At 41.5% G+C, this 19,801-nt stretch carries 21 protein-coding genes; 18 read left to right on the top strand and 3 right to left on the bottom strand.

Annotated elements, in window-relative coordinates; genetic code table 11:
* Positions 1 to 17: 17 nt before the first annotated feature.
* Together ACIQXH_RS16560 and ACIQXH_RS16555 are read left to right on the top strand one after the other, a co-directional pair.
* On the top strand, positions 18 to 1,376 hold the full coding sequence (locus ACIQXH_RS16560) for an LLM class flavin-dependent oxidoreductase (protein WP_402873994.1): 1,359 nt from the start codon (positions 18 to 20) through the stop codon (positions 1,374 to 1,376).
* A gap of 36 nt (positions 1,377 to 1,412) precedes the next feature.
* Positions 1,413 to 2,765 carry an LLM class flavin-dependent oxidoreductase gene (locus ACIQXH_RS16555; protein ID WP_402873999.1) on the top strand — a complete coding sequence of 451 codons (1,353 nt, stop codon included), beginning with the start codon at positions 1,413 to 1,415 and terminating at the stop codon, positions 2,763 to 2,765.
* An 85-nt stretch (positions 2,766 to 2,850) separates the two neighbouring features.
* On the opposite strand, the gene ACIQXH_RS16550 is transcribed toward ACIQXH_RS16555, so the two are convergent.
* Complete coding sequence (locus ACIQXH_RS16550; RefSeq protein WP_402874002.1) at positions 2,851 to 3,579, bottom strand: FadR/GntR family transcriptional regulator; 729 nt, start codon at positions 3,577 to 3,579, stop codon at positions 2,851 to 2,853.
* A gap of 319 nt (positions 3,580 to 3,898) precedes the next feature.
* Here ACIQXH_RS16550 and ACIQXH_RS16545 point away from each other — a divergent pair, with 319 nt between their 5' ends.
* From ACIQXH_RS16545 to ACIQXH_RS16480, 14 genes are all read left to right on the top strand, one after another.
* Positions 3,899 to 5,092, top strand: coding sequence for a M24 family metallopeptidase (locus tag ACIQXH_RS16545; RefSeq protein ID WP_403124770.1), 1,194 nt, complete (start codon positions 3,899 to 3,901; stop codon positions 5,090 to 5,092).
* On the top strand, positions 5,089 to 7,212 hold the full coding sequence (locus ACIQXH_RS16540) for a hydantoinase/oxoprolinase family protein (protein WP_403124767.1): 2,124 nt from the start codon (positions 5,089 to 5,091) through the stop codon (positions 7,210 to 7,212). Before ACIQXH_RS16545 ends, ACIQXH_RS16540 begins: the two co-directional genes overlap by 4 nt.
* Positions 7,205 to 8,983, top strand: coding sequence for a hydantoinase B/oxoprolinase family protein (locus ACIQXH_RS16535; RefSeq protein WP_402874009.1), 1,779 nt, complete (start codon positions 7,205 to 7,207; stop codon positions 8,981 to 8,983). Before ACIQXH_RS16540 ends, ACIQXH_RS16535 begins: the two co-directional genes overlap by 8 nt.
* Before the next feature lie 160 nt (positions 8,984 to 9,143).
* Positions 9,144 to 10,379: an acyl-CoA dehydrogenase family protein gene (locus ACIQXH_RS16530; RefSeq protein WP_403124764.1), complete on the top strand. Its 1,236-nt coding sequence runs from the start codon at positions 9,144 to 9,146 to the stop codon at positions 10,377 to 10,379.
* Positions 10,358 to 11,134 (top strand): SDR family NAD(P)-dependent oxidoreductase, encoded by a 777-nt coding sequence (locus ACIQXH_RS16525; protein ID WP_403124763.1) that lies wholly within the window; start codon positions 10,358 to 10,360, stop codon positions 11,132 to 11,134. Before ACIQXH_RS16530 ends, ACIQXH_RS16525 begins: the two co-directional genes overlap by 22 nt.
* A 22-nt stretch (positions 11,135 to 11,156) precedes the next feature.
* Positions 11,157 to 12,452 carry an aromatic ring-hydroxylating oxygenase subunit alpha gene (locus ACIQXH_RS16520; RefSeq protein ID WP_402957247.1) on the top strand — a complete coding sequence of 432 codons (1,296 nt, stop codon included), beginning with the start codon at positions 11,157 to 11,159 and terminating at the stop codon, positions 12,450 to 12,452.
* An 18-nt stretch (positions 12,453 to 12,470) separates the two neighbouring features.
* A complete protein-coding gene (locus ACIQXH_RS16515) occupies positions 12,471 to 13,049 on the top strand; it encodes an aromatic-ring-hydroxylating dioxygenase subunit beta (protein ID WP_402874019.1) in 579 nt (192 codons plus the stop codon).
* 18 nt (positions 13,050 to 13,067) lie between these two features.
* Positions 13,068 to 14,576, top strand: coding sequence for a glutamine synthetase family protein (locus ACIQXH_RS16510; protein WP_402874022.1), 1,509 nt, complete (start codon positions 13,068 to 13,070; stop codon positions 14,574 to 14,576).
* 24 nt (positions 14,577 to 14,600) lie between these two features.
* The gene (locus ACIQXH_RS16505) at positions 14,601 to 14,864 is read left to right on the top strand and encodes a hypothetical protein (protein WP_402987189.1); all 264 of its coding nucleotides are present in this window, start codon (positions 14,601 to 14,603) and stop codon (positions 14,862 to 14,864) included.
* Between the two features lie 17 nt (positions 14,865 to 14,881).
* On the top strand, positions 14,882 to 15,568 hold the full coding sequence (locus ACIQXH_RS16500; protein WP_403124760.1) for a class II glutamine amidotransferase: 687 nt from the start codon (positions 14,882 to 14,884) through the stop codon (positions 15,566 to 15,568).
* A 39-nt stretch (positions 15,569 to 15,607) separates the two neighbouring features.
* The gene (locus ACIQXH_RS16495) at positions 15,608 to 15,937 is read left to right on the top strand and encodes a hypothetical protein (RefSeq protein ID WP_403124757.1); all 330 of its coding nucleotides are present in this window, start codon (positions 15,608 to 15,610) and stop codon (positions 15,935 to 15,937) included.
* 350 nt (positions 15,938 to 16,287) lie between these two features.
* On the top strand, positions 16,288 to 16,932 hold the full coding sequence (locus tag ACIQXH_RS16490) for an FMN-dependent NADH-azoreductase (RefSeq protein WP_402957253.1): 645 nt from the start codon (positions 16,288 to 16,290) through the stop codon (positions 16,930 to 16,932).
* 151 nt (positions 16,933 to 17,083) lie between these two features.
* A complete protein-coding gene (locus ACIQXH_RS16485; RefSeq protein WP_402874035.1) occupies positions 17,084 to 17,329 on the top strand; it encodes a DUF2164 domain-containing protein in 246 nt (81 codons plus the stop codon).
* A 158-nt stretch (positions 17,330 to 17,487) separates the two neighbouring features.
* Positions 17,488 to 17,643, top strand: coding sequence for a hypothetical protein (locus ACIQXH_RS16480; protein ID WP_402957261.1), 156 nt, complete (start codon positions 17,488 to 17,490; stop codon positions 17,641 to 17,643).
* A 117-nt stretch (positions 17,644 to 17,760) separates the two neighbouring features.
* Here the strand turns inward: ACIQXH_RS16480 and ACIQXH_RS16475 are convergent, their stop codons facing one another.
* Together ACIQXH_RS16475 and ACIQXH_RS16470 are read right to left on the bottom strand one after the other, a co-directional pair.
* Positions 17,761 to 18,105 carry a DUF1048 domain-containing protein gene (locus ACIQXH_RS16475; RefSeq protein WP_402874053.1) on the bottom strand — a complete coding sequence of 115 codons (345 nt, stop codon included), beginning with the start codon at positions 18,103 to 18,105 and terminating at the stop codon, positions 17,761 to 17,763.
* A complete protein-coding gene (locus ACIQXH_RS16470; RefSeq protein ID WP_402874055.1) occupies positions 18,102 to 18,446 on the bottom strand; it encodes a PadR family transcriptional regulator in 345 nt (114 codons plus the stop codon). Before ACIQXH_RS16470 ends, ACIQXH_RS16475 begins: the two co-directional genes overlap by 4 nt.
* A 289-nt stretch (positions 18,447 to 18,735) precedes the next feature.
* Between ACIQXH_RS16470 and ACIQXH_RS16465 the strand changes: the two genes are divergently transcribed.
* On the top strand, positions 18,736 to 19,113 hold the full coding sequence (locus ACIQXH_RS16465) for a GntR family transcriptional regulator (protein WP_402957265.1): 378 nt from the start codon (positions 18,736 to 18,738) through the stop codon (positions 19,111 to 19,113).
* Positions 19,110 to 19,796, top strand: coding sequence for an ABC transporter ATP-binding protein (locus ACIQXH_RS16460; RefSeq protein WP_402987179.1), 687 nt, complete (start codon positions 19,110 to 19,112; stop codon positions 19,794 to 19,796). Before ACIQXH_RS16465 ends, ACIQXH_RS16460 begins: the two co-directional genes overlap by 4 nt.
* Positions 19,797 to 19,801: the final 5 nt, after the last annotated feature.

Raw genomic sequence — 19,801 nt, 5'->3', positions numbered from 1 at the left:
GTAGAAGAGGTGGTTTGATGACGAATAATAAACGAGAAATGAAGTTAGGTGCCTTCTTCATGATTCCAGGTCATCACGTGGCAGCTTGGCGTCATCCAGAAGCAGAGGTAAGGGATATCATGAACTTTGATTTTATAAAAAAGCTGGCCCAAACTGCAGAGCGCGGAAAATTCGATTTACTGTTCCTTGCCGATCATGTATCACTCAACACGCAGGATGAACAAGTATTAGGGCAAACCGTAAATACACGCTTTGAACCATTTACCTTGTTATCGGCGCTTTCAGCGGTAACGAAAAACATCGGGCTGGTTGGTACCGTATCGACGACGTATAACGAACCTTACCATGTCGCCCGTAAGTTTGCTTCTTTGGACCATCTGAGCAATGGGCGAGCAGGATGGAATGTCGTCACATCAGGCTCTGATTCAGAAGCTCGTAACTTTAATCTCGACGCACATCCCCTTCATGAAAAGCGGTATGAGCGTGCTGAAGAGTTTGTGAATGTCGCTCAAAAGCTTTGGGATAGCTGGGAAGATGAGGCGTTGGTCATGGATAAGGAATCGGCGCAATTTGCGGATGGTTCAAAGATCCATGCCGTCAATCATAAAGGGGAATGGTTCTCCGTTGCAGGACCACTGAATATTTCCCGTCCTGTTCAAGGTCATCCGGTTGTAGTTCAAGCCGGATCTTCCGAAGCCGGAAAAGAACTGGCGGCGCGAACGGCCGAAGTGATTTTCACTGCTTGGCAAACATTAGAGGAAGCACAAGCATTCTATGCGGATGTAAAAGGGCGGATGGCGAAATATGGTCGTGCCCCTGAGGACCTGAAAATCATGCCTGGAGTATTTCCCGTCATCGGGAATACGGAAGAGGAAGCAAATGAGAAGAAACAAGCATTGGTCGATCTGATTCCAGAAGGAGCCGGTGTGTCTCTTTTATCGAAGATGGTCAATGTCGATTTGAGTGGTTACCCATTGGATGGTCCCTTGCCTGAACTTCCTGATTTAGAAGAAGTCAATGGAACAAAAAGCCGCTTTCAGTTATTGAAGGATGTGGCGAACCGTGAAGGGTATACAATCCGTCAGCTATATCAACATATTGCAGGTGCTCGCGGGCATCGTGAAATTAAAGGGACACCAATACAAATTGCTGATCAACTTCAAGAATGGTTTGAAAATGGAGCGGCAGACGGATTTAATGTCATGCCTCCCTATTTACCGGGCGGGTTAGATGATTTTGTCGATCAAGTCATTCCTGAATTGCAAAGGCGGAACATATACAAAACGGAGTATTCAGGCAGCACATTGCGTGAAAATTTGGGATTACACCGTCCGAAAAACACTCTCCTTGAAAAAGTGGCGGGCGTTCATATATAAGTGTTGAAAATAGAATAGTAGAAAGAAGGAGATTAGATGAGTACGAATAAAAAAGAAATGAAATTAGGCGCTTTTTTCATGATTCCTGGACACCACGTGGCCGGTTGGCGCCATCCCGAGGCTGAAACTCATAATATATTGAATTTTGATTTTCTAAAAAGACTGGCCCAAACAGCAGAGCGCGGCAAATTCGATATGCTGTTTGTTGCGGATGGTAATGCGTTGCAACATAACGGTGCTAAAAACGTCCAAAGAGCGGGAATTAGTTTTGAACCGTTCACCCTGTTATCGGCACTTTCAGCGGTTACGGAAAAAATCGGGCTAGTCGGCACGGTGTCCACGACGTACAACGAACCCTATCATGTAGCCCGTAAGTTTGCATCGCTCGACCACTTAAGCAATGGTCGTGCAGGGTGGAACGTCGTCACATCCAATACGGATGCCGAAGCACGGAACTTTAATTCCGATCATCATCTTCAACATGAAAAGCGTTATGAAAGGGCTGAGGAATTTGTGGACGTTGTAGAAAAGCTTTGGGATAGCTGGGAAGATGAGGCGTTGATCATGGATAAGGAATCCGCGCAATTTGCCGATGGCTCGAAAATCCATGCCATCAATCATAAGGGTGAATGGTTCTCCGTAGAAGGACCCTTGAATATTACCCGTCCGGTCCAAGGCCATCCCGTTGTGGTTCAAGCGGGATCATCCGAAGCTGGAAAAGAGCTGGCGGCACGAACGGCGGAAGTGATTTTCACAGCGTGGCAAACAATCGAAGAAGCGCAAAGCTTCTATGCGGATGTGAAAGGAAGGATGGCGAAATATGGCCGTTCCCCTGAGGAACTGAAAATCATGCCGGGTGTCTTCCCAATCATTGGGGCAACAGAAGAAGAAGCAGATGAGAAAAAGCAATTATTTGAAGAACTTATCCCAGAGGAAGCAGGCGTTGCACTTTTGTCGGCGATGATCAGTGTGGATTTAAGAGGGTATCCCGTTGATGGACCACTGCCAGACCTGCCGGAACTAGAACAAATCAATGGAGGGAAAAGCCGTTTTACATTATTGAAGGACCTGGCTGAACGTGAAAACCTGACCATACGCCAGCTATATCAAAGAACAGCCGGTGCCAGAGGCCATCGTGAAATCAAAGGAACACCGGAACAAATCGCAGACCAATTGCAAGAATGGTTCGAAAATGGAGCGGCGGACGGATTCAACATCATGCCTCCTTATTTACCGGGCGGCCTTGAAGACTTCGTCGATCATGTCATCCCTGAATTGCAAAAACGTGGCATATTCCGTACCGAATACACAGAAGATACCTTACGCGGAAACTTAGGACTGAATCGGCCAGCCAACACGTTGGTCAACAAGATTATAGAAACCGTGTGACAGGTAAGGCCGGGCGATTCTGCCCGGTTTTTTGTTTTTCTTTCCATGCACTTCTTTACCATTAAAATTCAACCGATATATCGCCTTAAGATGTACGGAATTCCTTACTGGCGCTTTCAAATTGAGGAATGAAGTTTATGAAATGATTCAGATGTTCTTTCATTTTTTCCTCTGCAGCTTTTGGATCCTTCTGTTCTATGGCTTTGTATATGCCGTGCAGTTCCTTGTTAAGGCCCTCTTTTAATTCAGTGGAACAATCAGTTGACTGAAAGTATGGGATAATCGCTTCTGAAATCGCTTCAATATTAATCATTATGAGTCGGTTTTTTGTGGCTTTTGCTATAGCCCTATGAAATTTAAAGTCATCTCTAAAGTAGTGCGAATCATTAACGGAATCTATTTTTGGAATTAAACTCTTTAACCTAATAAGATCTTCATCTGTACGCATTGCTGCAGCAATTCCACATGATTTGATCTCTATCATTTTTCTCATTTCGATTACTTCCTCTAACGTAATCCCCTTTAAACTGAGGGAAAGAGTTATGTAATCACTAAAGTCACTTACGAATGAATCAGGGTCAAACTCCGTAATGAAATGTCCCCCCTTAGCTCCCGGTTTTGTTATGACTAATTTAGAAGACGACAATATTTTAATGGCATCTCGAACTGTAGGCCTACTCACTTGAAATTCATTGGCAAGTTCTTTTTCCCCAGGCAGTTTATCACCAGGCTTTAAGTCTTTATTGATTAAGGAATCTTTAATTTGCTCTGCTATTTGTTCGGATAGACTTAATAGTTTCTTTGTATGGATCAACGTCCAATCACCTCGATGGATTTTTTACGGACAAAACAACTAAATTGATTATAGATTAAGCGTTTATAAATGAGTTCAACTGTATTTAGTAAGTTAATTTTGTTTACTGTGGAGCTTAATAGAATATTACTATATTTTTACATAAATTGATATAATTTGATATTAATGTGTTTTTCAACGCAAATCAATAGTATTGTAAATAACCTTTAAATGTAAAAACATTTTACAATTAAAGGTTATTTACAATTGGAGTGAAGGTGGTAAGATTATGTTATTAGATTTTATTGAATTTTCTAATAACTAAAGAAGAGGTGGTAAAGTGATCATTACACTTGAACAAACAGAAAGAGAGCAACGGTTACAAGCGGTAAGGGATGTAGTCAGAGAAAAGAATTACAAAGGTATGTTATTTGTAGCTGATTCTTATTTAGGGAAGAAAGGTTCCCTGCGTTACTTATTTGACAATCACTTGATCCATCGATACGGTTTCGGATTAGTGTTGCCAGATGACCAATATCAGATTCTTCCATCCGGGCTCCATTGGTGTACCGATCGTCGTGTTCCAGATACGCTATTCCCTTCCGACCATGAAGTCATGGAAGTAGTCCGAAGATTAAAAGAACATGGCGTCACAACGGGGGTAGTTGGAGTAGTTGGATTGAATAATACAATGAAAATCGAGGACTTCCGTTACTTAACTCAAGAACTACCTGAAATTGAATGGGTTGACGCTAGTGTGACATTTGATGAAATTCGTTCTATTAAAAGTAAACCAGAGATAGAAGGAATTAAAGAGGCAAATCGTATTATTGAAGCAAGTTTCGATGCCATTATCGAACATATCAAATCGGGTTTAACTGAAGAGGAAGCCGTTTCTGTCGCTTATTCCACGGCTCATGCTTTAGGCGCAAAAGATACTCTGTATTTAACTCTATCAAGTGAACAAGCAGGAGCAGTAGAACCATATTTCTTAAATCCACGGCCGAAAGTGATCAAGGATGGAGATTACTTGATCGTGTCTTTAGAAATTACTGGCCCTTCAGGACATTGGGTGGAGCATTCCAGAATGTTCTGTTTCGGACAGCGAGATGAAGAAATGGAGAAATTGGCAGGTCTAGTGGCAAAAGGTATTCAATATGCCGAAGTGACGATGAAACCGGGAGTTAAAGTGACGGATATTCAAGAACAGGTTGAAAAAATGGCACAAGTAGAAGGATATCATTGTGGTCATTTAACGGGTCATGGAATTGGAATGGATGTAATTGAACGACCATTTGTCGCAAGACAAACGAATACAGCATTCGTTGGAGTAGAAGTGCCAGGTAAAGATGATGAAGAATTACTTTATTTGAAAGAAGGTATGGTCATCAGTTTTCACCCTCAAATTATGCGAACCGATAAACAAAAATCCGCTTACATGTCAGATGTTTTTGTCATTACAGAGGATGGCGCCGAACGATTATCATCACGTAATCATGAAGTTATTTTAATAGGGGGCGAAACTATACGATGAAGTTTAGAATAGGAATCGATGTTGGAGGTACTTTTACTGACTTTTTATTAATTGATGAAAATGGGAATTCCGAAGTGTATAAAACCCTTTCCACACCCCAAGACCCTACAATCGGATTCTTCAATGGCTTGAGTGAAATGGCAGGCAACCATGGACTCTCGTTAAAAGAGTTCATTGGAAATGTCGAGCTGATTGTACACGGTACAACGGTTGGAACAAATGCAGCATTAACCTATTCAGGAGCCAAAACAGCTCTATTCACAACAGATGGGTTCCAAGATATTCTTCAAATAAGAAGGGGAATCCGTCCTGATGCTTATAACAACAAATATGATTTACCTACACCATTCGTTTCACGAGATCTGAGAGTAGGGATAGAAGGAAGACTTGATTACTCTGGGAGTGAAATTACACCGCTTTCTGAGCAAGATGTATTGAATGCCTTGGAATATGTGAAAAAGCAAGAGGTCGAAGCTATTGCCGTTTGCTTTATGCATTCTTATACAAATGACTCCCATGAAAAACAAGTCGGAGACATACTAAAAGAAAAACTTCCCGATGTATATTTAACCTTATCCAGCGAGTTAATCCCACGTGCAAGGCTTTATGACCGCGTCAGTACTACAGTCCTCAATTCTTACATTGGCCCCATCATAGAAAAATACCTAACGAAATTGATCCAGCGTTTATCAGATATAGAATTCCAAGGCACGCTGTTAATTATGCAATCAAATGGTGGAGTGGCAACTCCCGAGGCGACTATCGAAAAAGCCGCCAATACTTTATTATCTGGTCCAGCTTCTGCTCCCATCGCAGGTAGTTATTATTTAAAACCTCTTGGAATTAAGGATGCATTGACTATGGATATGGGTGGAACAAGTTTTGATGTTGCCTTATTAAAGGATGGCTATCCCCTTATCCGAACAGAAGGTGAAATTGCTGATTGGCCAATAAGTCTTTCAACCGTGGATATCCATACAATTGGTGCAGGAGGTGGCTCTATTGCCTGGGTCGATGAAGGTGGATTGCTACATGTAGGTCCTAAAAGCGCGGGAGCCCATCCGGGTCCAGTCTGTTATGGGTTCGGGGCCGAGTTCCCGACAGTAACCGATGCCAATTTAGTTCTCGGTTATTTAAACCCGAACTTTTTCTTAGGCGGAAAGATGAAACTCGATGTGGAGAAAGCAAGAACGGCCATCCAAAAACATATCTCTGAACCTCTTGGACTATCTGTACAAGAAGCTGCCCAAGGAATCATAGATATGGTCAACGTGAATATGGCAAGTGGCATACGGGAAATAACAGTGAAAAGAGGATATGATCCTCGGGAATTTCCACTTGTTTGTGCAGGAGGTGCAGGACCATTGCATGCGGTAGCGATTGCTCAAGAATTGGATAACACTCTTGTCATCGTTCCAAAAGAATCATCCATTTTCTGTGCTGCTGGCATGTTGATGTCTGACTTACGTCATGATTATGTCAAAGCCTATCGTTCCCCACTTGGAAAAATCAATATAGAGCAAGTGGAGGCCATTTTCTCAGAGTTAGAGAGCGAAGGATATCAGACGTTGAAAAAAGATAAAGTGAAAGAGGATGAAATGCAATATCAATATAGCGTTGATATGATGTACTACGGTCAATATTACGAAGTAACCGTGCCTTTTACAGCCGAGGAGATGGATGGCCTTACGATAGAAGTAATAGAAAATAAGTTCCACACATTGCATGAACAACTATACGGGTACTCCACACCGGAAATGCAAGTGGATGTGATCAATTTCAATTTATCGGCTATCGGCGTAACGAAGAAACCTAACATGCAACAAACGGAATATAAAGGGACGTCATCAGAACATGCAATAAAGGGTTATCGTCCAGTTTCTCATGGTCAAAAGGGAACCTTGGTGGAAACGCCGGTTTATGACGGGGACATATTGGTTCATGGTAATCAAGTGATTGGACCCGCCATCATCGAACAGAAAGTCACGACTATCGTTGTATTAAGTGGGTACAATGTTCTTCTCGACAAAAATGACAACTATATCATGTATCGCAAGGAGATGGATGAGAAATTGTTACAACCATTCATTGAAGAGAAACGGGGTGTCGCAATTGAGTAGGATAGTAGAAAAGAGTGTTGACCCAATCTTGGCTTCCATCATTCAGCGTCGGTTAAATGCTATAACCCATGACATGGCAAAAGTATTACAGCGAACATCACGTTCACCGGTATTTAATGAAGCAGGAGATTTCGTTACGGGGCTATTCGATCATCAAGCGAGAATGATTGAACAGAGTGCGAACATACCGATAATCGGGTTTGGGGCCCAACCTGCCTTACCCAATATAATAGAATCGTTTAAAGATGACATTTTTCCTGGAGATATCATTCTACACAATGATGTCTTTGAAGGGGGAAATCAAACACATGATGTAGGCGTTTATAAACCGGTATTCCATGAGGACGAATTGGTTGGATGGGTTGTCAGCAAGGGACATTTAACTGATTTAGGAGGCGCGACACCAGGCGGTTATAATCCAAAACATACGGAAGTGTGGCAGGAAGCCATACGGATCCCAGGGTTGAAAATCGTAAAAAAAGGCGAAGTCATCCATGATGTATGGAAAATGCTGTTTTCAAATGTACGTGTCAAAGTTGTTGAAGAAGATGTCAAAGCTATGATTGGCTCTTGCAACATCGGGGAAAGAGAATTTGTGAATCTTATAGCTAAATATGGTAAACAAACATTCCGTAATCATTTAGATTACGTGATTGAAGCTACGAAGAAGCAAGTGAAGGAGAGAGTCAGCAAGTGGAGAAAGGGCACTTATTATGGGGAGAGCTATATGGTCTCCGATGGTTTTGATACCAAGAAGAAATACAAAGTAGCAGTAACCATTACAATCGACGATGGAAAAGTGAAAATGGACTTCACAGGAACGGCCGATCAAGCCCCTGGATTTACAAATATGCCACCGGCTTCAGCAAAGGCTGCGTGTGCCATTGCCTATCTGATGTTGATTAATCCAGGCGATACCATTGCCCAAAATGAAGGATTATTTGCAGGGCTGGAGTGCTTTTTTCCGGAAGGAAGCATCGTAAACCCGAGATTCCCTGCAGCAACCTTATTTGGTAATCAAATGGCGGACGTTTTGCTCGAAGCGATTATGAATGCTCTACAGGAGGCCGTGCCTGAATATGTAACAGCGGGTTGGGCAAAAGCGTGTCCACCTGTATGGACGGGAACAGATCCAAGAAATAATGAACCTTACTTTGATTTTGGGTTTATGGCCAAAGGCGGTCAGGGTGCCTTGAAGGGCAGTGATGGCTTTGATGGAATCGGTTTTTCAGGTGCAGCAGGTTGCATGCTTTCGCAAGATCCGGAAATGTTCGAAATAAAAGACCCATTTTTAATAGAAAGATATGAACTCTTGAAAGACTCGGCTGGCTCAGGTCAATACCGTGGAGGGTATGGCACCTACGTCAAGGTGCGCATTGATGGGGACAATAACTCAGTCGGTACAATCGGTGATGGCATGGCATATGAAGGTGCTGAATTACCTAAAGGAATATATGGCGGTTTAGATGGGACATATAATCAATTTTCCTTGAAGTTCCCAGATGGTACAGAACAGCAACTAGGTTCAAAAGATATGTTGTTCGATGTACCAAAAGGGACAGTTATGGAAATGTATTCTGGAGGTGGTGGTGGATATGGTTCCCCATTCCTTCGCGATATAAATAAAGTCCAACAGGAAGCTATCGCTGGATTGCTTTCTATCGAAAAAGCACGAGAAGATTATGGTGTGTTGATCGATTCAATAACCTTCGTAGTAGATGAACAGGCTACTAATAGGTTGCGAGAAGAAAGGTTGAAGGTGAATAAATAGGTAGGCATAGGAACTTCAACTTAGGAGAAAGCCTGTATGTTCCCTTTAATAATAGATATCTGAAAATTTAGAAAAAAATAAGCGATTGAAGGCTTTTTAAACTGGTATTACACACGGCATGAAATCATTGAAAAATAATCGATAGATTGGGGATACCTATATGACAATTAGTTTTCAAATGACAAACGAGCAAATGAAGTTAAAAGAAACGTGTAGAGAACTAGCGAAAGACTTTGCAACTCGTGCATCGAAGCATGATGAAGAACGGTCAGCTCCAGTGGAAAATTATAAGAAATTACAAGAGGCTGGATTTTTCGGTTTAACGATTCCAAAGAAATTTGGAGGACTTGGAGAAGGGTTCCTCGGTTACACGATTGCAGTTGAAGAGCTTGCACAAGGCTGTGCGGCAACCATGATGTCATGGAATATGCATGTAGCTGGAACGGCAGCCATTATGGAAAACCCAGAAATTAGTGATGAAAAGAAACAGTTTATTGCCGATCTAGTTATCGACCAAGGCGCACTATTGTGCCAATCTGTTTCGGAACCCACCTCTTCTAGTTTAATAGGGCAATCCTATACCCCTTCCTTAAAAGCGAAGAAGGTTGAAGGAGGTTATATCTTAAATGGAAAAAAAGCATTTGCGTCGATGTTTGAAGCAAGTGACTATGTGTATCTATACGCCCATCCGGAAGAAAGCGAGAATCCACAAAGCAGCATCGGTTTCTTTTTATCAACAAAATCGGAAGGGATTTCTGTAATCGACATTTGGGATACTTTGGGTATGCGTGCAACGCGCAGTAACACAGTAGTCTATGAAAATGTTTTTGTTCCGGAGGAAAATGCCATTCATAAAACGGAAGAATTTTTGAATTCGTTTATTATGAAAAACGCAGCCTGGGCTTTCGGGACGTTTGCATCGATGTATTACGCAATCGGGCGCGGGGTCGGGAACTGGGTGAAGGAAACGTTGATGACAAGAAAACCAAAAGGTTTTTCTCAACCCATGGGCTATCACCCGGCCATGAGAGCACGTGCAGGAGAGATATTCGCGGATCTCGAGGCCGCTCGATTCCTAGTCTATCATGCCGCTTGGTTACATGATACAAAAGGGCCGGGCCCTGAAACGACAGCGGCGTGTCTCCGTGCGAAGTACATTGCCGCCCAAACGACTGGCCGTGTAGTTCGTTCAGCTACAATTGCCTGTGGTGCACATGGTCTCATGAAAGGACTGCCATTTGAAAGAATGCTTAGAGATGCGGTGACAGCACCCATTATGCCACCTAACGAAGATGCATGCCTAGATTTAATCGGAACCATGGACTTAGGCTTGAATCCTGAAGAAATCTTGCCGTTTTTGAAGGAGGAAGAAGTATGTCAAACAGTGAAGAATTAAAGAATCAGGTAGCTATCATAACGGGGGCAGCCAGTGGTATCGGTAAGGCCACGGCTGAACGATTTTCAAAAGAAGGAGCGTATTTAGTTTTAAATGATATAAATGCAGCGGTGTTAGAAGAAGTGGTTTCGCAATTATCAAATCCCGATCAGTGCGTGTTAGTTCCTGGTGATATTTCTCTAGAAACCACTGTTCAACAGTTACACGATGCGGCAATAAAACGGTTCGGTAAAATTGATATTCTGGTTAACAATGCAGGTATTCATTGGATTCAAGATATAACTGAGACTTCAACAGAGGAATTCGATCAAGTGTTCTCGACGAATGTAAAAAGCATGTTTCTCACCTGTAAAGCGGTCATCCCAACGATGGTACAGCAAAAGAGTGGGGTCATTATCAATTTGAGTTCGATTTCAGCCTTCGTCGGTCAAGAGATGATGGGGAAAAGCACCTATTTATATAACATGACTAAAGCCAGTATTCTTCAACTTACCCGTTCATTAGCTACCCGTTATGGGAAAGAGGGAATTCGAGTGAATTGTGTAGCGCCAGGTGCAACAAAAACGAACCAAATTAATGAAACGCACACAGATGATCTGGAGAACTTTTGGAGTGCAGTTGGGGGAGCCCATCCAATCGGCAGGTATGGCGAGTCGGAAGAAGTTGCGAACTGTATCCTATTTCTAGCATCCAAAGAATCATCATTCGTTACAGGATCTTCGTTCGTTGTAGATGGAGGGTACTTAGCTCAATAAAGGTCTAGAGGGGGATAAGCTAATGAAGCAACAAAATTGGGATGAACTAATCCAGCCAAACCGAGTACATCGGCATTTATATACTAAACCGGAAATTTTCGAACAAGAAATGGTGAATATTTTCGGGCAGACTTGGGTCTATGTAGCACACGAAAGTGAAGTGCCCAATAATAATGACTTTAAGACGGGCTACCTCGGCCAACGTCCTATCATAACTGTAAGGGACAAAGATGGAGTTTTTCGAGTCCTATTCAATAGATGTACGCATCGAGGGGCGACGGTTTGCCGAGCGGAAAAGGGTTCAGCAAAAGTATTCACTTGTCCATATCATGGGTGGAACTTTCGGAATAATGGAGAACTGGCTGGTGTCCCATGGCCCAAGGGATATGGGGAGTCTTTTAATAAAGATGAACTAGGATTAGGGCAAGTACCAAGAGTCGAGAGTTATCGCGGATTCATCTTTGCAACTTTAAATGAAGAGGCTCCTAGTTTGGAGGAACATCTTGGGGCGGCAAAAGAATTAATGGATCAATGGCTCGATCGCTATGATGGGAAAAGGATCATCCTTGGTAATGCACACCGGATGATTTACAAAGGAAATTGGAAATTGACATACGATAATGCGGCAGATGGTTATCATGTCACTTTCTCACACCGCTCCCTGCTTGAAATGGGTGGAAGAATGGGGGAAAACAAAGATATGACTTATTTCTCTGCGAACCCTGATTACGGTCCAATGTACGTACAGTATTTGGGGAATGGTCATACTTTTATCGATCAACGTCCTAACTATAGTGAAACAGGTGAGTACTGGGCACAACAAAGAGCACAGCCAGGACGTGAAGTTAATGAAGGGAATGTCCGTCAAAAATATGGCGATGAGGCAGATGCATTATTAGATCAGGCAATTGGTGCCCAGATGAATCTTAATATCTTTCCAAACCTATTATTCATAGGCAATCAAGTCCAAGTGATTCAGCCACATGCTGTAGATCGTACAGAGTTGATATGGTATTCCACTGCAGTTGAAGGGTTGCCTGAGGAAATAAATACATTGCGTATGAGAAGCCAGGAAGACTTTCCGGCATTCGGGGAACCTGATGATATGACGAACTTCGAGGAGTGCCAACGGGGACTGTCTATTTCGGAAGTGGAGTGGATCAATACCGAAAGGGGATTTGGTCTTTCCAATCAACAATCCACGAACGAACAAGGTGTGATAACCGGACCGGTCACGGATGAACTGTACATCCGTAATTACTACAAAGAGTGGAAAAGGTTGATGACGAGCAAAGTCCATTCAGGTGCACAGCATTAAGAATAGGAGGGATCAAACATGAAAGTAGATAGTTCCAAGTTCTCGAATTATATGGATAACGATTACTACAACCAGTTAATCGATCATTTAAAAGACTGGGAATTAGACGTAGGTGTTGCAGACGATGGAATAACGAGGGAAATTGAAAAATTCCTGTATCAAGAAGCACGTTTATTGGATGAAGGTAAGCTAGAAGATTGGCTGAACCTCTTTTCTTCTGAATGTTTATATTGGATTCCATCTATACCCGGTGGAGGTAATCCGAAAAAACAAGTATCCATTGCTTTTGATGATCGACGCCGCTTGGAAGACCGGGTCTACCGTCTTCGTACTGGATATGCCTGGTCACAGATCCCGAGTTCAAGAACCATTCGTTTGCAAAGCAATATAGAGGTATGGAAAGAATCCAACCAAAAAGATCTTCGGGCCCGCACTAACTTCTTGGTATCCGAGTTTCGTAATGGTAAACAAAAATCATATGCAGGCTGGAATGGCTATCGATTAGTGCAGGAAAACAATCAATGGAAAATAGCCGTTAAGCAAGTGAATTTGATTGATTGCGATCAAGGCCATGAAAATATGACGTTTATTTTATAAAAAAGGGGAGATTTGTATATGAATAGCCAAGGAATCGTAAAAAACCGGGGATTTATCGATCGTTTTAACTTATGGAATACGGAACAAAGTGAAGCCGTTGAAAAAATCCATGCCGTGATTAAAGAAAAGGGTTTACGTTTGATACGTGTCGCATGGTCGGATCAACATGGTATATCACGGGCTAAAACTTTAACCATTCCAGCATTTTTAGGGGCTATGAAAAACGGGATTGATTTTAATACGGGTCCCCTATTTTTCGATACAGCCAATGCCATTGTATATAACCCCTTTATGAAAGGCGGCGGATTCGATTCAGATGAAATGACCGGCTGCCCAAATTATACACTCGTACCTGATCCCCTTACATTTAAATCTCTTCCATGGGCTGAACATACTGGATGGATATTATGTGATGCCTATTTGAAAAATGGTAACCCTCTCCCATATGACAGCCGTCAAATCTGTAAAAAGGCATTGAAAGAACTAAACTCCAAAGGCTATGACCTACTTTCCGGATTAGAAGTGGAATTTTCCTTAACCAAAATCGTAGACGATGAAATAGATGCCTCATTACTTGGAGCGCCTGGTAGCCCAGGGCAACCTCCAAAAGTAGTACCGGTTGCGCGCGGCTATCAATATCAACTGGAAGCGCATAATGATGAAATAGATGACATCTTACAAATAATCGCTGAAAATATCCAACAATTGGACTTACCTTTGCTCACGATGGAGGATGAATGGGGCCCAAGTCAATTAGAATTTACGTTTGCACCAATGAAAGGGATTGATACAGCGGATACCATGCTTTTATTTCGGACAGCTGTAAAACAAATCTGTAAACGCCATGGATATTTAGCCACCTTCATGTGCAGGCCGTCGATTCCAGGGTTTTTCTCAAGCGGTTGGCATCTACACCAATCCTTGATTGACATAAATACAGGAGAGAATGCTTTTATACCAAACAATTCAGATGGTCCCATTTCAGAAATTGGACAACAGTTCATTGCCGGTATCCTAGAAAATGCAAGGGCGGCAACTGTTTTTACAACCCCAACAGTAAACGGATATAAGCGCTTCAAACCTAACTCATTAGCCCCTGATCGTGCTGGTTGGGGTTTAGATAATCGTGGGACGATGATTCGTGTAATCGGTGGAATCGAAGATGATAGTCTTCACTTCGAAAACCGTGCTGGAGAACCAGCTGCCAATCCATACTTATACATGGCTTCACAAATCTTATCGGGACTGGATGGAATAGAGAGGAAACTACAACCAGGGCCATTAAGTACAGAAGCCTATAATGATAATCGCCCGTTATTGCCAAAAGATCTACAATCTGCTGTGGATTCACTAAAGGAAAGTGAAGTTTTCCATAATAAAATGGGAACAGACTTTGTGAATTATATTATTAGCATGAAAGAAAGTGAAATAAATCGTTATACGACATATGTCCAAGAAAATAACATAGAAGACTATGCGAATATCGTGACCGAATGGGAACACCTGGAGTATTTTGAGATCTTTTAAAGCGGAGGACGAGGTGAAGATGGTATGGATCTGCAACAGCAAAAAGAAATAGAAGAGTTAAAGTCATATATTCAACAATTACAAAAAAAGATAACTATTTATGAGACGTTAGCCGAAGCCGTTCGACTGGCACATGTCCAGGATAGGAGCATTTATTCCCATGATGCCAATGAAGATTACCTGGCTATAGATCGTGATGATTATGCCAAGTGTATGGAAATTATATCGGAAGTCGATTTATGGAAACCTTGGAAACATACCCTCCAAAGAAGAATTACGAATAACTAGGCAAGGAGGGGACATGTATGTGTGAACTATTAATCGTAAAGTCTCAGAACTCTATTCCAATGGAATGGGTTCTGGGTTATGCGAAATTATTGGACGAATACGGACTCGGTGGATTCAGTTGGGGTGTTGCTTGGAAGGACACTGAAGGGGAGCTACGCTGCTATAAATCCGTGGACGGGATTAGAAAAGATCAACAAGCATCTGAAAGGCTAAAGGGTATAACCTCCAAAGAGATTTTTATACACTTGCGTCGGCCTAGCTTGATGAACAGCATTACTCCTTTCAATATTCAACCGTACCTCACAACCGACCACTCCCTTGCTTTTGGGCATAATGGGAATTTTGAAGAACATGAGTCTTTCCGGTCGTCTTTTCTTCAGTTATTAAAAGGAACTTCAGATAGCGAAATAGCCTTCCAATACTTCTTTCAACACCATAAAAAATACAATCGCCCGGTAGAAGCTTTGGAAGAAACACATCGTGCATTAAAAGGAAAAGCGAATATGGCGCTTTTTAGAAAAAATGAAGCGACAATCATCTATTCTGGAAATGTGGATAACAAGATGTATTCGTTTCAGTTAGATGATATAAAGTGTGTATCGACATCTGTGCACAGTCATGATGACTTTGTCTTCCAAAACATTTTCCCATCCGCAAAGGATATACGTCCATTACCGTTATTTACTTCATTACTTTTAGAATGATCTTAGCATGTCTACGTAAATAAAAAGGAGGATTATGTAATGCACGGCATAGATTTAAAAGAAATCATAGATGAAATTGCTGTACATTTGCCTGATCTAGCGTTTGTGAATTGGTGTTCAGAAATATTTTTTATTAATAAAGGTATATTTAATCGTATTGATTTATGGTTTTTTGAATATGGATTTTATAATATTACAGCGAGGCGGAAGGGAATTATTTATTTCTTGAGATATTTGCATTCAAAAAATCTTTATAATCCCAATAAAATGTATCTACAATTTGGCAAAGGTGGATTAAAAGCTTACTTTGATTCTTTTGCTCATGAATGCTTACATGAACGAATACGGTCATTAAAGTTAAATACCTGATTACTTTTCAAAGTAGAAAGAGTGAATCCACTACTAAGTCTTTTGATAACGACTTAGTAGTGGGTTCACCCTCTTTTTAGTACATAGAAAATTTTCATTCTCCATGCTCCAGGCCTAGGGGAAAAAGAGTTTTTTAATCATGGATCCTGACGGTTATTTATTAAGATTTGCGGAACACTTAAAAGAAAGAGAATGAGGATAATGATCTAATTATCAATAATCTGGATAAAAGTTCAAACAATTTCCAAACAAGTGTGTTGACAAATATGCATGCTTTCTTGTAAGATATAAATATCTTGAATTAAAGATAACTTAAATCAAAATATTTTAATACGAGGAGATTTTATATAATGAATGTATTAGTAGTGAAAGCAAACAACCGTCCGGCAACAGAAGGTATCTCAAGTAAAATGTACGAAACGTTCATGGCTTCATTAGAAGGTAAAGATGTAAATGTAACAACTTATGATGTGTTTGAAGAAGATACACCATACTTCGGTCAAGAAATTTTCAACGCATTCGGCAAAGTGCAAACAGGCGGAGAGTTAACGGATATTGAATCACGTCTTTTGGCAGCTAAACAAAAAGCAATGGATGCAATCACTGCAGCTGACGTAGTGGTATTCGCGTTCCCATTATGGAACTTAACGATTCCGGCTAAATTGCAAACATTCATCGATTATGTGTATGCGGCAGGCTTCGCATTCAAATATGATGCAAATGGGAACATGGTTCAATTAATGACAGACAAAAAAGCGATCTTCCTAAACGCTCGCGGCGGAATTTACTCAACTCCGGAAGCAGCTCCAATGGAAATGGCAGTGAACTACATGCGCAATGTATTCGGTGGCGTATTCGGCATGAAAATCATTGATGAAGTCATCATCGAAGGTCACAATGCAATGCCTGATAAAGCACAAGAAATCATTTCTGCAGGGTTGGAAGAAGTAAAGGCTTCTGCACAGCGCCTAGCAGAATTAGCTGTAAAAGGGTAATTAAACGGAAACGGCCAACGAAGCTTTTTGCTTTGTTGGTCGTTTTTTTTTACTTTTGTGCTGTACATATTCTTTTATGAAAAAACAGGCTATAAATGGGGACCATCACCATTTATAATTACATGTACTATCCATGAAGGGGTGTTCGATTTTGTTTATAAAACTTACAAAAGACCAACAGCAATTAATGATTTCCGATATCCAGTATTTCTTCTCGCAAGAAAGAGATGAGGAAATCACGGAATTTGCCGCGGAAAGAGTATTGGATTTCGTCAAGGAAACACTTGCTCCTCATTTCTATAACGCGGCCGTCCAAGATGTTAAACATGTCGTGGAACAACAGTTTTCTTCCATGGAAGATGAAATTCTGACGTTGGAACGCCCGATAAAAAGATAAGCGAGGAAGAATGTGAGGCCTTTTTCCATCCAAAGAGCCGTAGCTTGAGTATATGATAAGTCGTCGATTCTAAGAATGATGCGGGCCTTTTCGTGCAAACTGATTCAAGAATGAAAAAGCCACTCCTGGATATTCTATCAATGAAAGGGGTGTAGCCCATGAAAAAGCGCGAAAATCATGAAGAAGAACCAATCGTAGCCGATGGAATCACAACGCAAGAGGAGCTGGATGAAAGCGCCACTCCGGAAGAGGTGGCAAAAGGAGACTATACAAAAGTCGTCACACTTTCATTGGATGAAAATGATCCAAGCTGAACGGAAAGTCAGCAGGCCCATTGGGTTTGCTGACATTTTTCGAAAATAATAAGAGCCTTCTACAGTTTACGTAGCGAGGCTCTTTAAAATTGTTTGCTTCTTATCCTTCAAATAGATTCATTCAATACGTCCGATGGTATCGTTCAATTTCTTGCGATACTTATCCTTCCAAGTTTGCTCATCCTTCACTAGTTCGTCACAGAAGGCAGCCACGTCCTCACCTGTCAGGTCGATGACTTTTTTGCTTTCCGCTGCACCTTCCTCGAAAAGGTCGAGAATACCGGAATAAATACGATTGGTACCCTCCCAATCGGTGGGGCTGTCGCCAGCAGTCCACATATACTTTTGGATCGCTTTGTAAGCGTTATGGTATTCACTAGGAAGAGCCTTCGCACGCGCCTCCATCGCTTTCCATTCTCTCTTTTCATCAAAACTTCCCATTATTTTTTCAAAAAAACTCATTTTGCGTCTCCCCTTTCAATCGGTAAGTTTTTAAGTTCATTCAGTTTACTTGAAATGAATGCCCATTTTGTCCAGAAAACTTGAAGCTTTTCTTGACCCGCTGCATTGAGGGTGTAAAATTTCCTTGGTGGTCCCATCGTGGATGGCTTTTTCTCGATGTCTACCAGATTGTTCTTCTCAAGCCTCATCGTAATCGTATAAACCGTGCCCTCCACTACATCAACGAAGCCAAGTTTTTGTAGTTGCTGTGTAATGTCGTAGCCATACGTTTCGCCCCGGCTGATGATTTCAAGCACACAACCTTCAAGCACCCCTTTCAGCATTTCTGTCAGATTCTCCAAAAGAATTCACCCCATATGTTTATTGTTGGATTTCATACGCTATTTAGTAATACTTACTACTAGTATATAGTATCACATAGTAGTGATTTGTCAATCGCCTTCCATTTATCTATAGAGTATTTTTGGAGGAATCGTCTTCATCATAAAATGGAAATATTTTTTAAAACGATATTGACAGCTGAAGTGTATTACGGGTATAGTACATACATAAGGTGTATGAACCACTTAATACATACACTTGAGTCCAAGTGTGATTATCAGATCTTTTATTAAATATAGGGGTGGTTTAATGAACGTTTCGTTTAATGCCCGTGAGCCGGTTTATTTGCAAGTGGTGAGGCATTTCAAAGAACAGATGGCCATTGGAGAGTTAGTTGCGGGACAGGAAATCCCTTCACGCCGGGAATTGGCGGCAACATTGAATATTAATCCGAATACGGCTCAAAAGGCGTATAAAGAAATGGAGGAACAAGGTTTGATTCATACTGAAAGAAATTTCCCAAGTCGAATCACTACGAATGAAGAGATGTTACATGATGTCCGACAGGAGCTTATTCTTGCTGCGGTCGATTCTTTTGTAGAGGCCATTCGTCCCATTAATGTACCGGTTGATGAGCTACTTCAGGTCGTGAAAGATAAATATGTAAAAGAGGGGGAAGAGAAATGATCGAAGTGAAGCAAATCTCTAAGAAGTACGGCCGTAAGAAAATCTTGGATGGTATGTCTTTTACCGCGAAGAAAGGGGAAATCACCTGCCTGATCGGGATAAACGGTGTAGGGAAAACCACGACGTTGAAGGCCATTATGGGATTGACGCCATATCGCGGGGAAATTCTGATTGATAATGAAAAACTGGATACAGACCGATATGAAAAGATTACCTTCATTCCGGACGCTCCGATTATGCTTCCGCAAATGACGATTAAGCAGGCGATGGTTTTCATGAACGATTTCTATACAACATGGAATCAGTCAAGAGCCAATGAGTTGCTGGATTTTTTCAAACTGGAGGAAAACACAAGGATATCAGATTTATCAAAAGGGAACACGGCGAAAGTCAACCTGATGCTGGGTCTGTCTCTTGATGTGGATTACGTGCTAATGGATGAACCATTTTCCGGCATCGATATGTTTAGCCGGGAACAAATTGCCGACGTCTTTGCCAGTCACTTGATCGAGGACAGGGGAGTTATCATCACGACCCATGAAATCGGTGATATTGAACATTTAATCGATAAGGTCATCTTACTTGGAAACGGAAATGTATTGAAAGAGTTCAATACGGAAGATATGCGTGAAGAGGAAGGAAAATCAGTAGTCGATGTAATGAGAGAGGTGTATCAAGGATGATGCGT

This window comes from Peribacillus sp. NPDC097225 (genome assembly GCF_044761955.1).
GTDB lineage: Bacteria > Bacillota > Bacilli > Bacillales > DSM-1321 > Peribacillus.
The sequence above is the reverse complement of the archived record's forward strand: the minus strand, read 5'-3'. Positions and strand labels throughout refer to the sequence as shown.

What these genes read in the sequence shown, in the direction of transcription:
- ACIQXH_RS16460 (WP_402987179.1), top strand. Translation starts at nt 19,110, where the DNA reads ATGATCGAAGTGAAGCAAATCTCTAAGAAGTACGGCCGTAAGAAAATC.
- ACIQXH_RS16500 (WP_403124760.1), top strand. Translation starts at nt 14,882, where the DNA reads ATGTGTGAACTATTAATCGTAAAGTCTCAGAACTCTATTCCAATGGAA.
- ACIQXH_RS16530 (WP_403124764.1), top strand. Translation starts at nt 9,144, where the DNA reads ATGACAATTAGTTTTCAAATGACAAACGAGCAAATGAAGTTAAAAGAA.
- ACIQXH_RS16475 (WP_402874053.1), bottom strand. Translation starts at nt 18,105, where the DNA reads ATGAGTTTTTTTGAAAAAATAATGGGAAGTTTTGATGAAAAGAGAGAA.
- ACIQXH_RS16520 (WP_402957247.1), top strand. Translation starts at nt 11,157, where the DNA reads ATGAAGCAACAAAATTGGGATGAACTAATCCAGCCAAACCGAGTACAT.
- ACIQXH_RS16555 (WP_402873999.1), top strand. Translation starts at nt 1,413, where the DNA reads ATGAGTACGAATAAAAAAGAAATGAAATTAGGCGCTTTTTTCATGATT.
- ACIQXH_RS16495 (WP_403124757.1), top strand. Translation starts at nt 15,608, where the DNA reads ATGCACGGCATAGATTTAAAAGAAATCATAGATGAAATTGCTGTACAT.
- ACIQXH_RS16465 (WP_402957265.1), top strand. Translation starts at nt 18,736, where the DNA reads ATGAACGTTTCGTTTAATGCCCGTGAGCCGGTTTATTTGCAAGTGGTG.
- ACIQXH_RS16480 (WP_402957261.1), top strand. Translation starts at nt 17,488, where the DNA reads ATGAAAAAGCGCGAAAATCATGAAGAAGAACCAATCGTAGCCGATGGA.
- ACIQXH_RS16560 (WP_402873994.1), top strand. Translation starts at nt 18, where the DNA reads ATGACGAATAATAAACGAGAAATGAAGTTAGGTGCCTTCTTCATGATT.
- ACIQXH_RS16505 (WP_402987189.1), top strand. Translation starts at nt 14,601, where the DNA reads ATGGATCTGCAACAGCAAAAAGAAATAGAAGAGTTAAAGTCATATATT.
- ACIQXH_RS16540 (WP_403124767.1), top strand. Translation starts at nt 5,089, where the DNA reads ATGAAGTTTAGAATAGGAATCGATGTTGGAGGTACTTTTACTGACTTT.
- ACIQXH_RS16525 (WP_403124763.1), top strand. Translation starts at nt 10,358, where the DNA reads ATGTCAAACAGTGAAGAATTAAAGAATCAGGTAGCTATCATAACGGGG.
- ACIQXH_RS16515 (WP_402874019.1), top strand. Translation starts at nt 12,471, where the DNA reads ATGAAAGTAGATAGTTCCAAGTTCTCGAATTATATGGATAACGATTAC.
- ACIQXH_RS16510 (WP_402874022.1), top strand. Translation starts at nt 13,068, where the DNA reads ATGAATAGCCAAGGAATCGTAAAAAACCGGGGATTTATCGATCGTTTT.
- ACIQXH_RS16490 (WP_402957253.1), top strand. Translation starts at nt 16,288, where the DNA reads ATGAATGTATTAGTAGTGAAAGCAAACAACCGTCCGGCAACAGAAGGT.